This is a genomic window from Streptosporangium sp. NPDC020072, assembly GCF_040631445.1.
Lineage (GTDB): Bacteria > Actinomycetota > Actinomycetes > Streptosporangiales > Streptosporangiaceae > Streptosporangium.
On record NZ_JBEYAB010000014.1, the window covers coordinates 188,685 to 205,864 of the forward strand.

A 17,180-nucleotide genomic window follows, 5' to 3' on the forward strand; every position below is an offset into this window, starting at 1 on the left:
GTGGCAGTAATGGCATGGACGATAAGTGCCATTATGAGCGAGGCAACACTTCCCACCCTCGGGTCGTTCCCCGGCCGCCTCCTGCGCCTGTACGCCGGACTGGCGCTCTACGGCGTCGGCATCGGCCTGCAGATCGAGTCACGGCTCGGCGGCAGCCCGTGGGACGTCTTCCACCAGGGCCTGTCCATCCATCTCGGCCTGTCCATCGGCACCTGGATCATCGTGGTCGGCGCGGCGGTGATGCTGCTGTGGATCCCCCTCAGACAGCGGCCCGGCATCGGCACCCTCAGCAACGTCCTGTTCCTCGGGCTGTTCGCCGACGCCGCGATGTGGCTGGCCCCCGAGCCGGGACCGCTGGCCCTGCGGTGGGTCTATCTGGTGCTCGGCGTCGTCGCGACCGGCGCGGCCACCGGGCTCTACATCGGCGCGGGCCTGGGCCCCGGACCGCGCGACGGCCTGATGACCGGCCTCAACCGCCTGGGCATGTCCATCCGTTCGGCCAGGACCCTCATCGAGGTGACGGTGCTGGCCGTCGGCTGGCTGCTCGGCGGGACCGTGGGCCTGGGAACCGTGGTCTTCGCCCTGGCGATCGGCCCGCTGAGCCAGTTCTTCATGCCGCTGATGCGCCCCAAGGACTGATCGGGACGCCGCGGAGGCGTTAGCGTCGAGCACATGCGGATCGAGGACTACGCCCTCATAGGCGACATGCAGTCGGCGGCACTGGTCGGCCGCAACGGCTCCATCGACTGGCTCTGCCTGCCCAAGTTCGACTCGCCCGCGTGCTTCGCGGCACTGCTCGGCGACAAGCACCACGGGCAGTGGTGGCTCGGTCCCGCCGGCGCCCGGCGGCCCGACGCCACCAGGCGTCGTTACAAGGGCGACTCCCTGGTGCTGGAGAGCGAGTGGGACACCCCGGGCGGCACGGTCCGCGTCACGGACTTCATGCCGACCAGGCACGTCAATCCCGACCTGGTCAGGATCGTCGAGGGTGTCTCCGGCACGGTCGAGATGGCCACCGAGATCCGCGTCCGCTTCGACTACGGCCGCATCGTGCCCTGGGTGCGCCGTACCGACGGGCTGCTGCAGGCCGTGGGCGGCCCCGACTCGGTGTGGCTGCACTCCCCGATCCCGCTGCAGGGCGGCGACTACGCCCACAAGGCGAGGTTCCAGGTCGCCGAGGGCGAACGCCTGGCCTTCGTCTTCACCTGGCATCCCTCCCACGAGGCCAGGCCCGTCGAGATCGACCCCTTCGAGCAGCTCACGCAGACCGAGCAGCTGTGGGAGGAGTGGCTCGGCCAGTGCGCCTACCAGGGTCCGTGGCGGGACGCCGTGGTCCGCTCGCTCATCACGCTCAAGGCGCTCACCTACGCCCCCACCGGCGGCATCGTCGCCGCCCCGACCACCTCGCTGCCCGAGGACCTCGGCGGGGTCCGCAACTGGGACTACCGCTACTGCTGGCTGCGCGACGCGACCATGACGCTTGAGGCCCTCATCGGCGCGGGCTACCTGGAGGAGGCCCGCTCCTGGCGGGCGTGGCTGCTGCGGGCCATCGCGGGCCGCGCCCAGGACCTGCAGATCATGTACAGCGTGACCGGAGAGCGCAGGCTGACCGAGCTCGAACTGTCCTGGCTGCCCGGCTACGAGGCCTCCCGCCCCGTCAGGATCGGCAACGACGCCGTCACCCAGCTCCAGCTCGACGTGTACGGCGAGGTGATGAACGCCCTGTATCTGTCGCGCGCCTCGGGCATGGAGCCCGACGACCGGGCGTGGACCATCCAGCGCGAGCTGCTCGGATACGTGGAGGCCCACTGGGACGAGCCCGACGAGGGACTGTGGGAGGTCAGGGGTCCGCGCAGGCACTTCACCCACTCCAAGGTGATGTGCTGGGTGGCCCTCGACCGGGCCGTCAAGCAGGTCGAGGAGTTCGGCAGGACGGGGCCGGTGGCGCGCTGGCGGGAGCTGCGCGACCGGATCCACGCCGAGGTGTGCCACAAGGCGTTCGACTCCGCGCGCGGCACCTTCACCCAGTCGTACGGCTCGGCGGAGCTCGACGCCTCCCTGCTGCTGATCCCCATGGTGGGTTTCCTGCCCCCCGAGGACCCCAGGGTGGTCGGCACCGTCGAGGCGATCCAGCGTGAGCTGATGGTCGACGGCTTCGTGCTGCGTTATCCGCTGGACGAGGACAACGACGTGGACGGCCTGCCGGGGGGTGAGGGCGCGTTCCTGGCGTGCAGCTTCTGGCTGGCCGAGGCGCTGGCGATGATCGGGCGCAAGGAGGAGGCCGTCGAGCTGTTCGAGCGCCTGCTGGCGCTGCGCAACGACGTCGGCCTGCTCTCCGAGGAGTACGACCCCCGCTACGGCCGCATGGTCGGCAACTTCCCGCAGGCCTTCAGCCACGTCCCGCTGATCCACACGGCCCGCGCGCTGAGCTGACCCCGCCCGCCGTACTCCCCGGGAGGGCGCTGACGAGCCGAAATGCGGCGGATCCGGAAGGCCAGAAAAGTCGTGAAAAAATTTTTCCCCTCGGGTGCAACTAAACACGGCCAAGGTCACTCTCACCTGTTGAACACCACCCGAAAGGAACAAACATGAGCGACTTCGCTACCTCCGACCTGGTCGACTACGACGGCGACGGCAGCGCCGACGCCCAGCTGATCGACACCGACGGCGACGGCTACGCCAACGAGGAGCGCTACGACACCGACGGTGACGGGGTGACCGACGTCGTCTACCTCGACAACGACGGTGACGGCTACATCGACGAGGCCCGGGTCGACTACGACGGCGACGGCGTCGCCGACTACACCCAGACCTCGGGCCCCTTCCCCACCGCCTGACCGCACGAGCAGCGTGAGCCCGTGTGTCCTCACGTGTGATCCCGTCGCGGACCACACGGGCGAATGACGAGGAAGACAACCGATGGAAGATCGACGCGCGCTCCTGCCCCTGATGCTCCTGCTGGCCTGCGCGGCACTGACCGCCTGCGGCCTCGTGGGAGGGGAGACGGGCGGGCAGACGCGGACCGTCGCCACGTCATCGGAGCCCGGCGAGCCGGGTGTCTCCCAAGGAGAGGCCGTACGGCCCCTGCGCAAGGGGCGGGGGGTGACGCCCGGCGAAACGGGGACGCCGGGCGGACCGTTCCCGCTCCCCCTCCCCCTGATGCTCGCGATCGGCGGCGGGGTCGCCGTGGCGGGCGCGGGAGGGCTCTACCTGTGGTCGCGCGGCCGGCGGACGGTCGCCGCCACACCGTCCCCGGCGCCGCCGTGGCAGACGGCTTCCCAGGCCCCTCAGACCCCCCAGGCCCCTCAGATGCCCCTGACCCCCCAGGCTCCCCCTGGGACGATGGCCGCCGAGGCGCCGCCGCACCCGTGGGCACCCGATCGTGACCCGCTGGCCGAGGCGCTCACCGAGGTGGCGGGCAGCGGGATCAGCCAGGCGCTCACCCAGCAGGTCGAGCGACTGTTCTCCGGAGGGCATCCGGGCAGGGAGACCCTGGTCGAGGCCTGCATCGGCTACCGGGACCAGATCGCCGAACGCCACCCCCGGCTGGCCGACACCCTGGGCGACGGCCTGAACCGGGCCGGGGTGCGGGAGATCGTCCCGGACGGGCAGCGGTTCGACCCACGCCTGCACGAGGCGTTCGGCTCCGAGCCGACCGACCGGCCCGAACTGCACGACACGGTGGCGGAGACCGTCAAGAGGGGGTACGCCGACGGCGGCCGGGTGATCCGCGTGCCGCAGGTCGCCGTCTACCGTCACCCGGCGCCCGGAGGCGAGGGTGTGGGGTGAGGCGCTCAGCCGTCGGCCAGGCCGGTCTGCAGCCGCCTCCTGGCACGGTGGATCCAGGCCCGGACCGTGTTCAGCGGCACCCCGAGCGAGAGCGCGACCTGCTCGTAGGTCAGTCCGCCCGCCCACAGCAGCAGCGCCTCCCGATGGGAGGCGGGCAGCCCCGTCAGCGCCCTGCGCAGGTCGGCCAGCCTGGCGACCGAGTCCTCGAAGGGGTCGGCGACCAGGAGTTCCTCGGCGACCTCGGCCATGAGCGCGTCCCGGGGAGGACGGCGCCTGATCACCGAGTGGGAGGCGTTGCGCGCGATGGCCAGCACCCAGGCCCTGAAGGGCGACCTGCCCTGAAAGGCCGGCAGGCCGCGCCAGGCCGCCAGGTGCGTGTCCTGGAGCGCGTCGAGGGCGTCGGCGCGGTTGCCGGTCAGGTGGTAGCAGACGCCGAAGGCCGGGCGCCGCGCCATCGACCACAGCTCGGCGAAGGCCCGCTCGTCACCCCCGCGGGCCGCCGCCACGAGCAGGCTCTCACCATCGGCGGCGTCCTCGGTCCTGTCCTCGACGGCCCCGCCCAGCGACACGCTCGTCATCGGTCACCCATCGTCCGGGAGCGGAAAATCAGCCAATGACATCACGTTCCGCGACCGCCCGGTATGTGGTGGTCCGCCATGATATTGGACCGTGATAATCCCCATTCCCGGTCGTCCCATCACGAGTCAGACGGCCTGACCGACCTGCGTCGACTCCCTCAGGGAGGGCCGGGAAACCGATACAGGAGGAGAACCTGCCCATGGTGCCGCGGACGTTCCCGCCCGCCCCCCGCCCACGGCCCGCATCCGGCGGTGACGCGTGACGGCGGGCCCCGCCGACCTGCTGCGCGACCTCTGCGACTCCACCTCGGCCAGGCTCGCCGGGCCCGAGCTGCGCGAGCGGATCGCCCAGGTGCGCGCGAGCCTCGACGCCCCGCTGCGGGTCGCGGTCGCGGGCGCGGTCAGCAGCGGCAAGTCGACCCTGGTCAACGCCCTTCTCGGGCTGCCCGTCGCCCCGGTCGACGCGGGCGAGTGCACCTTCGTCGTCACCCAGTACGAGTACGGCGAGGACGACGGACTCGTCACGATCGAGCTGAAGGACGGGGGCGTCGCCCACTCGCGGCTGCTGCCCGGCCACCGGCTGCCCTCGGACCTGGGGGTCGAGGTCGCCCGGATCAGGCGCCTTCGCGTCACGCTGGACCAGCCCTCCCTGCGCACGGTCACCATCGTCGACACCCCCGGCATGAACACGGTGACGGCGGCCAACGAACAGGCCGCCAGGAGCATGCTGTTCGGTTCCGGGGACGAGGACGACCGCGCCCAGGCGATGATCTACGTGCTGCGTTACGTCCAGAAGTTCGACGACACCACCCTCGCCGAGTTCCGCGGCCTCACCGGCGCCTGCGGGATGAGCTGCGTCAACACCCTGGCCGTGCTGGGCCAGGTCGACCGGCGCGGCGACGAGGACGACCCATGGCCCACCGCGCGCCGCCTGGCGGCCAAGGGCTACCAGGACCTGCGGACCTCCGTCTTCGACGTGGTCCCGGTGATCGGCCTGCTGGCCGAGACCGCGCGGGCGTGCCCGCCGGACGCCGAGGAGTTCGCGGCGCTGTCCGAACTGGCTCGGATGGACGAGGACGACCTGGAGGACTACCTCCTCGACCTGGAGGACTTCCGCACCGCTGCCGACCTTCCCGTCCCCGCCGAGGTACGGCACCGCCTGGTCGCGAAGCTGCACCGCTACGGCATCGTGACCGCGGTGCGCGCGCTGCGTGAGGGCGTCGCCGGGGACACCGGGGCACTCGCGGCGCACCTGCTGGAACGGTCGGGATACGCCTCCGCCGGGAAGGCCGCGACCGGCTCGGTCGCCGCGGGCATCGCCCACTTCGCCCGCCGCGCCGACCACCTGAAGGCCCTCGACGCCCTGACCAGGCTGCGCGCCCTCGCCCGCACCCCGGCGCTCGGCTCGGACCGCGTCACCCTGGACGCGCTCGCGGCCCAGCTCGACGAGAACAAGCCGATCGCCACCGCGCTCGGCGGCCTGCGGATCTTCGCCGCGGCCGAGGCGCTCGGCAGGGGCACGCTCGTCCTGAACGAGGAGATGACGGCGGAGCTGCTGCGCATGGCCCGCCACGACGACCCCGCCGAGCAGCTCGGCCTGGCCGCCGGGGCGCCGAAGCCGGAGATCGCCGCCGCGGCCACCGCCGCCTCGATGCGCTGGCGCACCCTGGCCATGATGAGCGAGGGCCGCACCGGCGGGCACCGGGCCAGGGATGTGCTGACCGTCCTTGAGGACGTCGTCGGCGCGGCGCTCACCGAGGACCGGGGCCCGGCCACCCCCACGGGGGCGGGCCCGCTGCCCCCTGTCTCCGTGGACCGGGCGGCGGCCGAGGCGCTGCGCTCGTCCCCGATGGTCCCCGCGGACGAGCGGCGCTCCGTCGAGCTGCTGCTGACCGGGACCGAACTGGCGCTCCAGCTCGGCGCGCCGCCCTCGGCCCCCCGCGCCGAACTGGCCGGCTACGCCGCCGCGCTGGCCGCCAGGTTCCGCGTGCTGACCCACAGACCCCTGCCCATCAGGCAGCGCAGGGCGGCTGAGACCCTCTGCGAGGCCTACGAGGCCGTCTGGGCGTGGTGCGACCGGCCGGACGGCCCCTCCGGCACCCCCTCACCGGCACGATCCCGACAGGAGAACGTCAGTTGACGACCCCCGACCAGGCGGGCCCGGTGGCCCGGCTGCTGCGTTACGCCAACGAGGTCCACGGCCTGGCAGGCCGGTGCGGCAGGCCGGACCTGGCCGAGGTGCTGGCCGCGAGCGCGGCCAGGTGGAAGGACGAGTGCACCGACATCGTGGTCGCGGGCGCGCAGAAACGCGGTAAGAGCCGCCTGCTCAACACCCTGGTCGGCCACCCCGACCTGCTGCCCGTCGACGCCGACGTCGCGACCAACTGCTTCCTCTCCCTGCGGCGCGGCCCCCGCCTCACCGCCGTCGTGCACCGCAACACCGACACCGGGCTCGTCGAGACCCCGATCACCGTTGAGTCGATCCCCGACTACGCCTCCATGCGCGGTGACGCGGGCAAGCGGCGCGACGTCGTCAGCGTGGACGTCACCCTGGACAACCCGCTGCTGGACGGCCTGCGGCTGCTCGACACCCCCGGGGTGGACAGCCTGACGGTCGGGCACAGGCAGGTGACCGTGGCCATGCTCCAGCGGGCCGACGCCCTGCTGTTCACGCTCAGCGCGCAGGACCAGCCGGTGCTCAGGCACGAGCTGGAGTTCCTCGCCGAGGCCGCCGAGCGGGTCCAGGCGATCGTGTTCGTGCTGACCAAGGTGGAGGACTCCACCAACTGGCACAGCCTGCAGGAGGAGAACAAGGCCCGGCTGAGGACCTTCGTCACCGAGGCGATCGCCGCCGACCCCGGCAGGACGACGACGCTGAGCCCGCTGCTGCGGGCGCCCTGGATTCCGGTGAGCTCGAAGCTCGCCGAGGCCGCCGCGGCGAAACGGCGGGAGGGACGCGCCGAACGGGCCGACGCGCTGCGGGCCCGCAGCGGCATGGACGTCCTGGAGCGGTACCTGCGCGGGTTCGCCGACGGCCGGGAGTCCGCGCGTGGCGCGACCGTGGTCGCCGCCGCGCTCTCCGCGCTGAACTCACTGGCGGCCGGGGCGCAGGACGACGTCGCCGCGGGCTCCGACGACGCCGGGGACGTCACCGCACGGCTCGCCGAGCTGGACGCGGAGCTGGCCGCCCTCGGGGAACTGACGGCCAAGCGCAGGGCGGGCGCCGTCGCCAACACCTTCCTCGGGCGTGAGGTCGGCGGGATCGTGGCCGCCCGGGTGGCCGAGATCCGCCAGCCGTACGAGAACGCGATCGCCACGCTGAAGAAGCAGGAGCAGATCGACAGGTACATGGCGGAGCTGCCGGAGAGCGTCCAGCGCTCACTTGAGGCCGTCTGGTCGCAGATCGTCTACGACGTGGAGAACCTGGCCAGGACCACGCTGGACGCCTTCGCCCGCGACCTGGGCCTCGACCCGGTCGAGCTGACCTCCGACAGGCGCGCGATGCCCAACCTGTCGCAGGTCCAGGTCAAGGGGGACCAGGCCGCGGACACGCCGGTCGACGTGGACATGGTGCGGGACGTGCTGCCCTCGATCTCGATGGCCGCCTCGTTCGGTGGCCTGGCCGCGGCCATGCTCGGCCCCGTCGGCTTCCTCCTGGTCGCCCCCGCCATCGGGGCCTCCATCTTCTTCGGGCGGCGCTCGCTGGAGAAGGTGCAGCGCAACCAGGCCGCGATCAGGGGGGCGCTGCGCGACCAGTTCTCCGTCGTCGCCAGGGAGATGACCCTCGACCTGGAGCGGATGGTCGCCACCTGGCGGGTCAGCGTCGAGCAGGCCGCCGACGACAACCTGATGCGAAGGCGCAAGGACCTTGAGAGCAGGCGGGCGGAGCTGAAGTCCGCCTCGGCCCGTTCGGCCGCCGACCGCCAGAGGTCGCGGCAGTCCGGCCAGGACCGCATCGCCGCGATCAACGCCCTCACCAGGCGCGGCCACGAGCTGCGTGAGGAGCTCGCCGCGGCGGTCGCCGCCCTGGGATCGGCCCCCTGACCGTCCTGTCCCCGTTCGCGCCCCGTGCCCCCGGCGACGTCCGCCGGGGGCACGGTCGTCTTCCTGGCGTCACAGCGGCAGGTGCACCAGGGCCGCCGGCTGGTCACGGGTGGCGCCGGTGGCGTCTCCCGGCCGGTGCAGGCACAACAGGCCGCTGGGGACCCGGACGACCGGCTCGAACAACCCCGGCGTGCGGTGTACCTCCCGCGCCCCCGAGGGGGTGACGTGCACGAGCCTGCTGCGACCGGCGTCCAGCATCGTCATCCAGATCGAGTCGCCGTCCACGACCAGCCTCGGCCGCTCCCAGCGGTTTCGGGAGGTCAGGTGACCGGCCAGGGTCGCCGACTGCTTGCCCATCAGGAACTCCAGCGTGTGCGAACGCTGGTTGAAGATCCCCACCGACCAGCCCCTGGCGGGACTCACCTGGTCGGCGCCGACCGCGTAGATCTGACCGCCCGCCGGGACCCAGCGCAGGGCGCCCGCCCTGGGGCGGGGCATGACGAGCTTGGTCCTGCCGTCGGCGGTGTCGGCCTCAAGACCGGCCGAGCTTGAGGTGAACCACCTGCCGTTGTGCAGGACGACCTGGTGCAGCCAGCTACGGCCGGGCTCCCGCACCGTCGGGCGCACGACACCGCCGGGGTCGATCAGGCACAGCACCTGCCAGGGCCTGAAGTCGTGGTGCCTGTTCTGGAACATCGGCTTGTTGCTGCTGAACTGCCCGAGCACCACCGTGCAGCCTGGCGCTCCGACGGAGGGCGCGGGGTCGTTGCCGCTGGGCCCCTCCTGGTCGACGAGCCGCCGCGACCGGTTGTCCTCGTTGAGGAACCACTGGGTGTACGGCCCCAGGTCGCGCGGCTGCGGCGCCTGGAACATGAAGCCCCCGCCCAGGTCGAACTCGACCACCGACAGCTGCCCCGTCTCCCCCCAGGGCAGGCCGACCGAGCTGTCCACCGGGACCGGCTGTCGTGGCTGGAAGAAGACCCAGGCGGTACGGCCGTGCGCGATCACGGTCGGGTTGCCCCACACCTGGAGCGGGTGGGTGCCGCGGATGGCCAGGTCGGGGGTGAGGACGCGCACCAGGGTCTGCGCGGGCCCGACCTGCTCGACCGCGGCGACGCCCTCACGTGAGACGTCCCACTCGACCAGCCTGCCGAAGCGCAGCTCACGGTCGTGCCTGCCCTCGACGCCGTCGAGCCTGCGCAGCAGGTGGCCGCTGTCGAAGGCCTGGTGGACGAAGACCCTGCCCGCCTCGGCGCGGGCCTCAAGCACACCGTCGAGCACCTTGGCCACGCCCGGGACGACCGGCCCGTCCTGCGCGCCCCGCTGCGGACCGTTCCCGGGGACGACCTTGTGGCCGCCGGTGTGACCGCCCTCCGGGCCGGTGAAGACCTGCCCGCCGCCGGTGACACCGAGGCGTGCAGAGGACTTGGCGGGCGCAGAGGGCTCGGCGCGGGCCGCCGGAACGCTCTGGGACTGTTCGGGGTCCCGCTGCTCGACCTTGAGCTTCCAGGCGAGCTGGGCGGCGCCGTACGCGACGACGATCTTCGGGTCGTCGTAGGTGCGCACCCGGTCGCCGAGCCTGTCGCGCACGGCCTCCTGGACCAGCGGCATCCGGCTGGCGCCGCCGGTCATGAACACCGCCGCCAGTTCGTCCTGCGTGATCCCGGCCCCGCGGATCGTCTCCTCCAGGATGTCGACCGTCTTGACGATCTCGGCCCCGATGAGGTCCTCCAGGTCGCTCCTGGCGATGTGCACGTCCTCGTTGATGCCGACCACGTAGTGGGAGGAGGTGTCGAACTTCGACAGCGCCTCCTTGGCCTCCCTGGCCATCTTGAGCAGGTCGGCGGCGTAGCTCACGTAGCGGCGTTCCGGGTTGCTGGTCACCTGCTGCCACCAGTCGGCGTCCAGGCGCTCGATCTGCGCCCCGAGGAAGGCGAAGATCTGTTCGTCGAACACCTCCCCGCCGATCTCGTCGCTGCCGCCGGGCTCGCCGACGACCTTGAAGTCGCTGCCGTCCGCGGTGAGCACGGCCGCGTCGAACGTGCCGCCGCCGAGGTCGTAGACGGCCAGGTGGGAGCCGTCGGCCCGTTTGGCGGTGGCGAAGTAGCGGGCCGAGGCGACGGGCTCGTCGACGAGCACGATCCGCACCCCGCGCACGACCTGCCTGGCCGCCTCAAGCAGTACGGCCTTGCGGTCCTCACCCCAGGCGACGGGGTGGGTCAGCGCGATGCAGTCGGGCGGGGCTCCGTCGAAACGCCGCCTGCCCTCGCTCACGAACAGTTCGAGCAGCGCCGCCATGGCGTCGGCGACGGCGACCGGCACCCCGCCGAGCAGCATCCGGCCCCGGCCGACGTAGCGCTTGGGGTTGCGCTCGACGCGTTCCGGACTGAGCGCGATGCCCCGCTGGGCGATCCGGCCCGCGACCAGCGTGCCGCGCTCGTCGAGCATGACGGCCGAGGGGATGCGCCGTTCCCCCTCGACCTCCAGGACGTCGAAGCGCCCTTCGGCGGCTATGACCCCGGCGGAGAAACTCGTCCCGAGATCGACGCCGAGGCACCACTGCGCCATTTGCCACTCCTCGTAGATGCGGACCCGGTCGTCCCACGTTCACAGGCCGCGGCCGATCGTGGCGGGCACGCCGGGGGCGGCCGGGGTGCGCGGGAGGCTCCTCGGGATGAGTGCGGGGCGGGAAGGCACCATCTTACGGTTCCCCGCGCTCTCACGGTGATCCCGTGGTGATCCCGTGGTGGCCTCCCGGGCCGTCTCAGCCTCCGGGGCCGCCCTCCGGGCGGGTGGCCAGGGAGGCGAGCACCCGCGCGAACGCCTTGGGCGGGGCCACGACCAGCCGGATCTGGCCGTCCTGGCTGACGAGGTCGGCCCTGATGAGGGTGAGCCTGCCCTCGTGCCACCAGTAGACCTGGGGGCTGAGCCCGTCGGCCCGCAGGTCGCACTCGCGCTGGGCGAACAGCCGCAGCCGTTCGATCGCACGGACGACCTCGATGCCCTCGACCGGGTGGACGATCATCTCCGAACGGCTCGGCAGCGCGACCAGCACCCCGTCGGCCGGCACCCGGAGGTAGTCACCCAGGCGACGCAGGTGGGCGGCGGCGCCGGCGGTCGCGCCGCTCAGCCGCAGCGCGGTGGCGCCGCCGAGGTCGATCGCGTCGGCCGACAGCCGCCCGTCGCCCGCCGCGTTGCCCACGGCCTCCTCCAGCGCCTGCGCGGCGGTGACCGGCCAGCAGCCGACCTCCTCGGGACGGAGCGGCCTGGCGGCCTCGCCGTGCCCGACGGTCAGCACCTCGACCAGGTCGGCGCTGAGGTGGCGGCCGACGACGGCGCCCGCCAGGTCGTCGGCGGGCTGGAGCCGGGTGCGCAGCAGCGGGCGGACCTGGTCCAGGTCGCAGGCGTCGAACGGCTCCCCGGCCGTGGCCAGGACGTGGGACAGGTGCTCGGAGACCAGCACCGGCCAGTCCTCGCGCGAGCGCCTGCGCGCCTCGGCCCGCAGTCCCGCCAGCCGTACCACGTGCCTGACCGTCCGCTCGCCGGAGTCCGACAGGGTCAGCGTCCCGCCGTCGGCGGAGAAGGCACAGGAGTAGCCGAGGGTGTCGGCGACCAGGGAGAGCAGGGAGTCGAGATCGACGTCCTCGACCGGCCGCGCGGCTCTCCTGGCCTGCCGGTCGCGACGCCGCCGGAACAGCCTCACACGCCCATCCCCTCTGCGCTCTCCTCCTAGGTCCGCACCTAGACTGCCTCCACGGGGGCGGTGTTTGAGCCGGTCAGAGAGCACGATTCTGCATCAATAGCACCAAGTGCCCCTAGCAGCACACTCAGCTGTGGTGTGCCGTGCCCCACGGGAAGGCCCGCGATGACCGGCACCCCGAGCGGCGCGAGCCGCTCCCGCAGCACCGGGTACGGATCGCCGCAGCGCTCCCAGGAGCCCAGGGCGAAGCCCGCGGCCCCGTCCAGCGCCCCCGACATGAGCAGCTGGGTGAGCATCCTGTCGATCCGGTAGGGCGCCTCGGTGACGTCCTCAAGCAACACGATCCTCCCCCGCGCCCGCAGCTCGTACGGCGTGCCGCACAGCGCCGCGAGCAGGCTGAGGTTCCCGCCGGTCACCGGCGCCTCGACCCGGCCCGGAACGATCACCCGATCTCCCTCGACGGGCGCGGGCGTGCCGAACAGGGCAGCGGCGAGATGTTCAAGCGTACGGGGTTCCGGCCCCTCCGGGTCACTGAGGGTCGCACAGGCGGGCATCGGCCCGAACCACGAGGCGACACCCAGCATGACGGCGAAGGCCCGGTGCAGCGCGGTGACGTCGCTCGAACCGGCCAGTGTCTTCGGCCCCGCGGCCCGCATGGCCTCCCAGTCGAGCAGGTCGAGCACCCTCGTCGCCCCGTAACCGCCCCTGGCGCAGAACACCGCGGCCACGTCCGGCTCGCACCAGGCCGCCTGCAGGTCGGCCGCCCGCGCGGCGTCCGTCCCCGCGAGGTAGCCCTCCCGGTCGAGCACGTGGGCTCCGGTGAAGACCTCCAGGCCGAGCTCCCGTAACAGCCGCACCCCGCGTGCCAGGCGTTCGGGGTCGGGAGGCCCGCAGGGCGCCACGACCGCGACCAGGTCACCGGGGCGGAGCCTGCGCGGGACGGTCACGTGATCACGCACAGGATCAGGCGCAGAATCGGGCACGGGATCGGGCGCGACCGGTTCGCTCACCCCCCAAACGGTGCCACACTGGGCTCACATATGCGACCTCCGACCCACATCCTCGTGGTCAACGGCATCAAGGTCCGCCAGCCGGTGTTCGTGCTCGCCGCCCCGCACTCCGGTTCGGATCTGCTTGCCCGGGCCCTCAAGCGCTCCCCCGGTTTCCACGTCACCATGGGACGCGCCTCGGTGACCCATGTCGTGTACGCCTTCGCCAGGCGGCCCTCCATCACCCGCAGGGGCATGGGCGCGACCCGGGTGCTGCGCGACGCCCTGGCCGAGTCGTGGCAGATCGTTCCCGGCGCCTGCCGGGAGTGCCCGGCCCCCTGCCGGGAGGCGGGCGGGGTGACCGGGGAGGGCCCGTGCGTGACCTCCGGCTCCGTCGCCCGGTTCGGCGACGCCAGTCCCGACCTGATCTACAGCGCCTCGGTGCTGCTGCAGGCGTTCCCCGACGCCAGGTTCGTCCAGCTCATCAGGGACGGCCGTGACGTGGCGGCCGACATGATGGCCGACCCCGCGGCGCTCTCGTGGTTCAGGCCCGCCATGCTGAGCGAGGAGACCGAGTTCCCCAACCCCTTCCTCGGCGTCAACTCGGGCGAGCACGGGGAGCGCTGGAAGGCCATGCCGACGGCGGGCAAGTGCGCGCTGCGCTGGCGCAGCGCCGTACGCCTGTCGGCCACGCTCCACCGGGAGCTGCCCCGCGAGCAGCTGCTGACCCTGCGCTACGAGGACCTGGCCGCCTCCCCCGCCGAGGCCGCCCAGGGGCTGTCCGACTTCCTGGGCACCCGGGTCTCCAAGGTCGCTCTGTACGGCAGGCACGCGCCACAGGTCGGCGTCTGGCACACCCGGCTGCGCGGTACGGACGCCGAGCTCGTCGGGAAGGTCGCCCGTGAGGAGCTGACCCGGCTCGGCTATCGCTGAGCCGTCACTCCCGCGGCCCCGAGGGGGAGCTGAACTGGGTGCGGTGGAGCTCCGCGTAGAGCCCTCCCCCGGCCAGCAGCTCCTCGTGCCGGCCCCGTTCCACGACGCGGCCGTCCTGGACGACCAGGATCTGGTCGGCCTCCCGGACGGTGGACAGCCGGTGGGCGATGACCAGCGAGGTCCGCCCGGCCAGCGCGGTCTTCAGGGCACGCTGCACCGCGGCCTCGGACTCGGAGTCCAGGTGCGCGGTCGCCTCGTCGAGCACGACCACCCTGGGTGCCTTGAGCAGCAGCCTGGCCAGCGCCAGGCGCTGTTTCTCCCCGCCGGACAACCGGTAGCCCCGGTCGCCGACGACGGTCTCCAGGCCCTCGGGCAGCGCCTCGACCAGGTCGGCGATCTGCGCGGCGCGCAGGGCCTCCCAGATCTCCTTTTCCGTCGCGTCCGGCCTGGCGTAGGAGAGGTTGGCCCCGATGGTGTCGTGGAAGAGGTGGGCGTCCTGCATGACGACGCCGACGCTCTCACGCAGGGAGGCGAAGCCGACGTCGCGGACGTCGAGGCCGTTGATCCTGACCGTGCCCTCGTCGGCGTCGTAGAGCCGGGAGACCAGGCTGGTGACGGTCGTCTTGCCCGCCCCCGAGGGACCGACGAGCGCGACCATCTCCCCGGCCCTCGCGGTGAAGGAGACCCCGCGCAGCACCTCCTGGCCGGGGGATGTCTCGGGACGGGCCACCGTCTCAAGTGAGGCGAGCGAGACCTCCGAGGCCGCGGGATAGCGGAAGCGGACGTTCTCGAACTCGACGGTCACGGGCCCCGGCGGGACGGCGACCGCGTCCGGCCGTTCGGCCACCATCGGCTTCAGGTCGAGCACCTCGAAGACCCGGTCGAAGCTGACCAGGGCGGTCATCACGTCGACGTGCACGTTGGACAGGCTGGTCAGCGGGCCGTACAGGCGCATCAGGAGGGCGGTGAGCGCGACGAGGGTGCCCAGCTCGAAGGCGCCGCCGACGGCCAGCACGCCGCCCACGCCGTAGACCAGGGCGGTGGCCAGCGCGGCGACCAGGCCGAGCGCGACCCGGAAGACCGTCCCGTACATGCCGACGACGACACCGACGTCACGCACCCGGCCGGCCCGGCGTCCGAAGGCGTCGGCCTCCTCCTGCGGTCTGCCGTACAGCTTGGCGACGGTGGCGCCCGCGACGTTGAACCGCTCGGTCATCATGGAGCTCATCTCGGCGTCGAGCTGCATCTGCTCGCGGGTGAGCCCCGACATCTTCCTGCCGACCCACCTCGCGGGCAGGAGGAAGAGCGGCAGCAGCACCAGCGCGACGAGCGTGATCTGCCAGGACAGCACCAGCATGGCGCCCAGGACGAGCACCAGCATGACCACGTTCGAGACGACGGAGGACAACGTGCTCGTCAGCGCCCGCTGCGCGCCGATCACGTCGCTGTTGAGCCTGGAGACCAGGGCCCCGGTCTGGGTGCGGGTGAAGAAGGCCACGGGCATGCGCTGCACGTGGTCGAAGACCTCGGTGCGCAGGTTGTAGATCAGGCCCTCGCCGATCCTGGCGGAGAACCAGCGCTGCGCCAGCGTCAGCGCGGCGTCGGCGACGGCCAGCGCCGCGATGACCCCCGCCAGGGTGACCACGACGCCGGAGCGGCCCGGGGTGATGCCGTCGTCGATGATGGCCTTCATCAGCAGCGGGTTGACGATCACGATGACGGACCCGGCCACGACCAGCGTGAGGAAGGCGAGGATGTGCCGGGTGAAGGGGCGCGCGTAGCCCGCGATGCGTCTGACCGTGCCCGGCGCGAGCCGCTCCTTGGTCACCGAGCTGTCACGCCGCAGGGAACGCATCGTCTGGGGGCCGAACCCCCCGCCCATCATCGTCATGTGGCCTCCTCCGCCGGTGCGAGCACCGTGGCGGGCCCTGGCATTCCCTCGTCAGCTCCCGGCGAACAACGCCCTGACCCGGGCGATCTGCTCCCGGCGCTCGGCGGCGCCCTGTTCCTTGAGCGTGCGCTCCCGTGCCCCCTGGAGCAGGCGTTTGGTCGCGGTCGCGGCGCCCCTGTCGACCGACAGCAGCGCGGCGGCCAGATCCCGTACGGCCCGCGTCAGCTCCTCCCCGGCGACGACCAGCTCGGCGAGGCCGAGGGCGGCCGCCTCCCGCGCCCCCACGGCACGGGCGGTGAGACAGATCTCAAGGGCTCTGGGCAGGCCGACCAGGTCGACCAGTGGCTTGGTGCCCGTCAGGTCGGGGACCAGCCCGAGGGCGGGCTCCCTCATGCACAGTGTGGCGTCTTCGGCCAGGATCCTCAGGTCACAGGCCAGGGCCAGCTGAAACCCGGCTCCGATCGCGTGGCCGTTCACGGCGGCGATGGAGACGATGTCCGGGCGGCGCAACCACAGGAATCCCCGCTGCGCCTGGGCTATCCGTTGTTCGAAGGTCGAGTCGTCGGCCGCCGCGAGAGTCGCGAGCGAACCCTGACCCGGGATGCCCTCGGGGTTGAGCAGACGCAGGTCGATGCCTGCCGAGAAGGACGGCCCCTCACCTCGGACCACGACGATCCTCACCTGCTGCGGCAGGGAGTCACCGATGCGAGCCAGCTCGGACCAGGTGGCGAACGTCTGTGCGTTACGCCTCTCCGGCCGGTCCAGCGTGATCGTCGCGATCTCGCCGTCCACCTCGAAGCGCAGACCGGCCTCCTCGTGAGAGACCTTCTCCGCGCTCCCCCCGATCGCCGCTTCCGCCATCGCCCGCTCCAGCTGTCGTTCGTACGTCTCGCCCGAGCCTATCGACTCTCTAGAAGGAGGTTCTACAGGCCCGAGCGGGACGTGTCAGCGGAGGACGAGCGGCTGCGGTCGCGCGTTTCCGAGGCGGGGTCAGCGCTTCGACTTACCTCGGGTGGCGCCGCCGCGCCCACGCAGAGTCACACCGGACTCGCTCAGGATGCGGTGGATGAAGCCGTATGACCTGCCGGTTGAAGCGGCCAGCGCCCGGATGCTCTCACCGGCGCTGTAGCGCTTCTTCAGATCGGCGGCCAGTTTTTCACGGTCGGCCCCGGTCACCCGGGTGCCCTTCTTGAGAGTCTCGGCCACGAGTACCTCCTGTAGTGCCAGACTTCCGCAGCGTTACTCACGCCATGATC

14 protein-coding genes are annotated in these 17,180 nt (G+C 72.2%); 7 read left to right on the forward strand and 7 right to left on the reverse strand.

All coding sequences use genetic code 11. The features are described 5' to 3' along the window. Positions 1-33 precede the first annotated feature (33 nt). From ABZ470_RS31135 to grpE, 4 genes are all read left to right on the forward strand, one after another. Positions 34-639, forward strand: a complete 606-nt coding sequence (locus ABZ470_RS31135; RefSeq protein ID WP_352013145.1) for a hypothetical protein — start codon at positions 34-36, stop codon at positions 637-639. Positions 640-672: 33 nt separating this feature from the next. Next, complete coding sequence (locus ABZ470_RS31140) at positions 673-2,433, forward strand: glycoside hydrolase family 15 protein (protein ID WP_352013146.1); 1,761 nt, start codon at positions 673-675, stop codon at positions 2,431-2,433. Positions 2,434-2,588: 155 nt separating this feature from the next. After that, a complete protein-coding gene (locus tag ABZ470_RS31145; RefSeq protein WP_352013147.1) occupies positions 2,589-2,837 on the forward strand; it encodes a hypothetical protein in 249 nt (82 codons plus the stop codon). Positions 2,838-2,919: 82 nt separating this feature from the next. After that, positions 2,920-3,789, forward strand: coding sequence for a nucleotide exchange factor GrpE (grpE, locus tag ABZ470_RS31150; RefSeq protein ID WP_362915892.1), 870 nt, complete (start codon positions 2,920-2,922; stop codon positions 3,787-3,789). A gap of 5 nt (positions 3,790-3,794) precedes the next feature. Here grpE and ABZ470_RS31155 read toward each other — a convergent pair whose 3' ends face one another. Further along, complete coding sequence (locus ABZ470_RS31155) at positions 3,795-4,367, reverse strand: sigma-70 family RNA polymerase sigma factor (protein WP_352013149.1); 573 nt, start codon at positions 4,365-4,367, stop codon at positions 3,795-3,797. A gap of 259 nt (positions 4,368-4,626) precedes the next feature. Between ABZ470_RS31155 and ABZ470_RS31160 the strand changes: the two genes are divergently transcribed. Continuing rightward, positions 4,627-6,507 carry a dynamin family protein gene (locus ABZ470_RS31160; RefSeq protein ID WP_362915894.1) on the forward strand — a complete coding sequence of 627 codons (1,881 nt, stop codon included), beginning with the start codon at positions 4,627-4,629 and terminating at the stop codon, positions 6,505-6,507. Next, complete coding sequence (locus tag ABZ470_RS31165) at positions 6,504-8,411, forward strand: dynamin family protein (protein WP_362915896.1); 1,908 nt, start codon at positions 6,504-6,506, stop codon at positions 8,409-8,411. The genes ABZ470_RS31160 and ABZ470_RS31165 overlap by 4 nt, the downstream gene beginning before the upstream one ends. A gap of 69 nt (positions 8,412-8,480) precedes the next feature. Here the strand turns inward: ABZ470_RS31165 and ABZ470_RS31170 are convergent, their stop codons facing one another. The 3 genes from ABZ470_RS31170 to ABZ470_RS31180 all read right to left on the reverse strand — a co-directional run bounded on the left by ABZ470_RS31170 (position 8,481) and on the right by ABZ470_RS31180 (position 13,070). Continuing rightward, positions 8,481-10,979, reverse strand: coding sequence for an Hsp70 family protein (locus ABZ470_RS31170; protein WP_362915898.1), 2,499 nt, complete (start codon positions 10,977-10,979; stop codon positions 8,481-8,483). Positions 10,980-11,175: 196 nt separating this feature from the next. Next, entirely contained in the window at positions 11,176-12,114 is a 939-nt protein-coding gene (locus ABZ470_RS31175; RefSeq protein WP_362915900.1) for a hypothetical protein, read from the reverse strand. Between the two features lie 38 nt (positions 12,115-12,152). Beyond that, on the reverse strand, positions 12,153-13,070 hold the full coding sequence (locus ABZ470_RS31180; RefSeq protein ID WP_362915902.1) for an LD-carboxypeptidase: 918 nt from the start codon (positions 13,068-13,070) through the stop codon (positions 12,153-12,155). 81 nt (positions 13,071-13,151) lie between these two features. On the opposite strand from ABZ470_RS31180, the gene ABZ470_RS31185 reads away from it, so the two are divergent. Continuing rightward, the gene (locus tag ABZ470_RS31185) at positions 13,152-14,033 is read left to right on the forward strand and encodes a sulfotransferase (RefSeq protein WP_352013155.1); all 882 of its coding nucleotides are present in this window, start codon (positions 13,152-13,154) and stop codon (positions 14,031-14,033) included. Between the two features lie 4 nt (positions 14,034-14,037). Here the strand turns inward: ABZ470_RS31185 and ABZ470_RS31190 are convergent, their stop codons facing one another. From ABZ470_RS31190 to ABZ470_RS31200, 3 genes are all read right to left on the reverse strand, one after another. After that, positions 14,038-15,924 carry an ABC transporter ATP-binding protein gene (locus tag ABZ470_RS31190; RefSeq protein WP_362915904.1) on the reverse strand — a complete coding sequence of 629 codons (1,887 nt, stop codon included), beginning with the start codon at positions 15,922-15,924 and terminating at the stop codon, positions 14,038-14,040. A 51-nt stretch (positions 15,925-15,975) separates the two neighbouring features. Continuing rightward, positions 15,976-16,785: an enoyl-CoA hydratase/isomerase family protein gene (locus ABZ470_RS31195; RefSeq protein WP_352013157.1), complete on the reverse strand. Its 810-nt coding sequence runs from the start codon at positions 16,783-16,785 to the stop codon at positions 15,976-15,978. Positions 16,786-16,914: 129 nt separating this feature from the next. Continuing rightward, the gene (locus ABZ470_RS31200) at positions 16,915-17,130 is read right to left on the reverse strand and encodes a helix-turn-helix domain-containing protein (RefSeq protein ID WP_030507271.1); all 216 of its coding nucleotides are present in this window, start codon (positions 17,128-17,130) and stop codon (positions 16,915-16,917) included. Positions 17,131-17,180 lie beyond the last annotated feature (50 nt).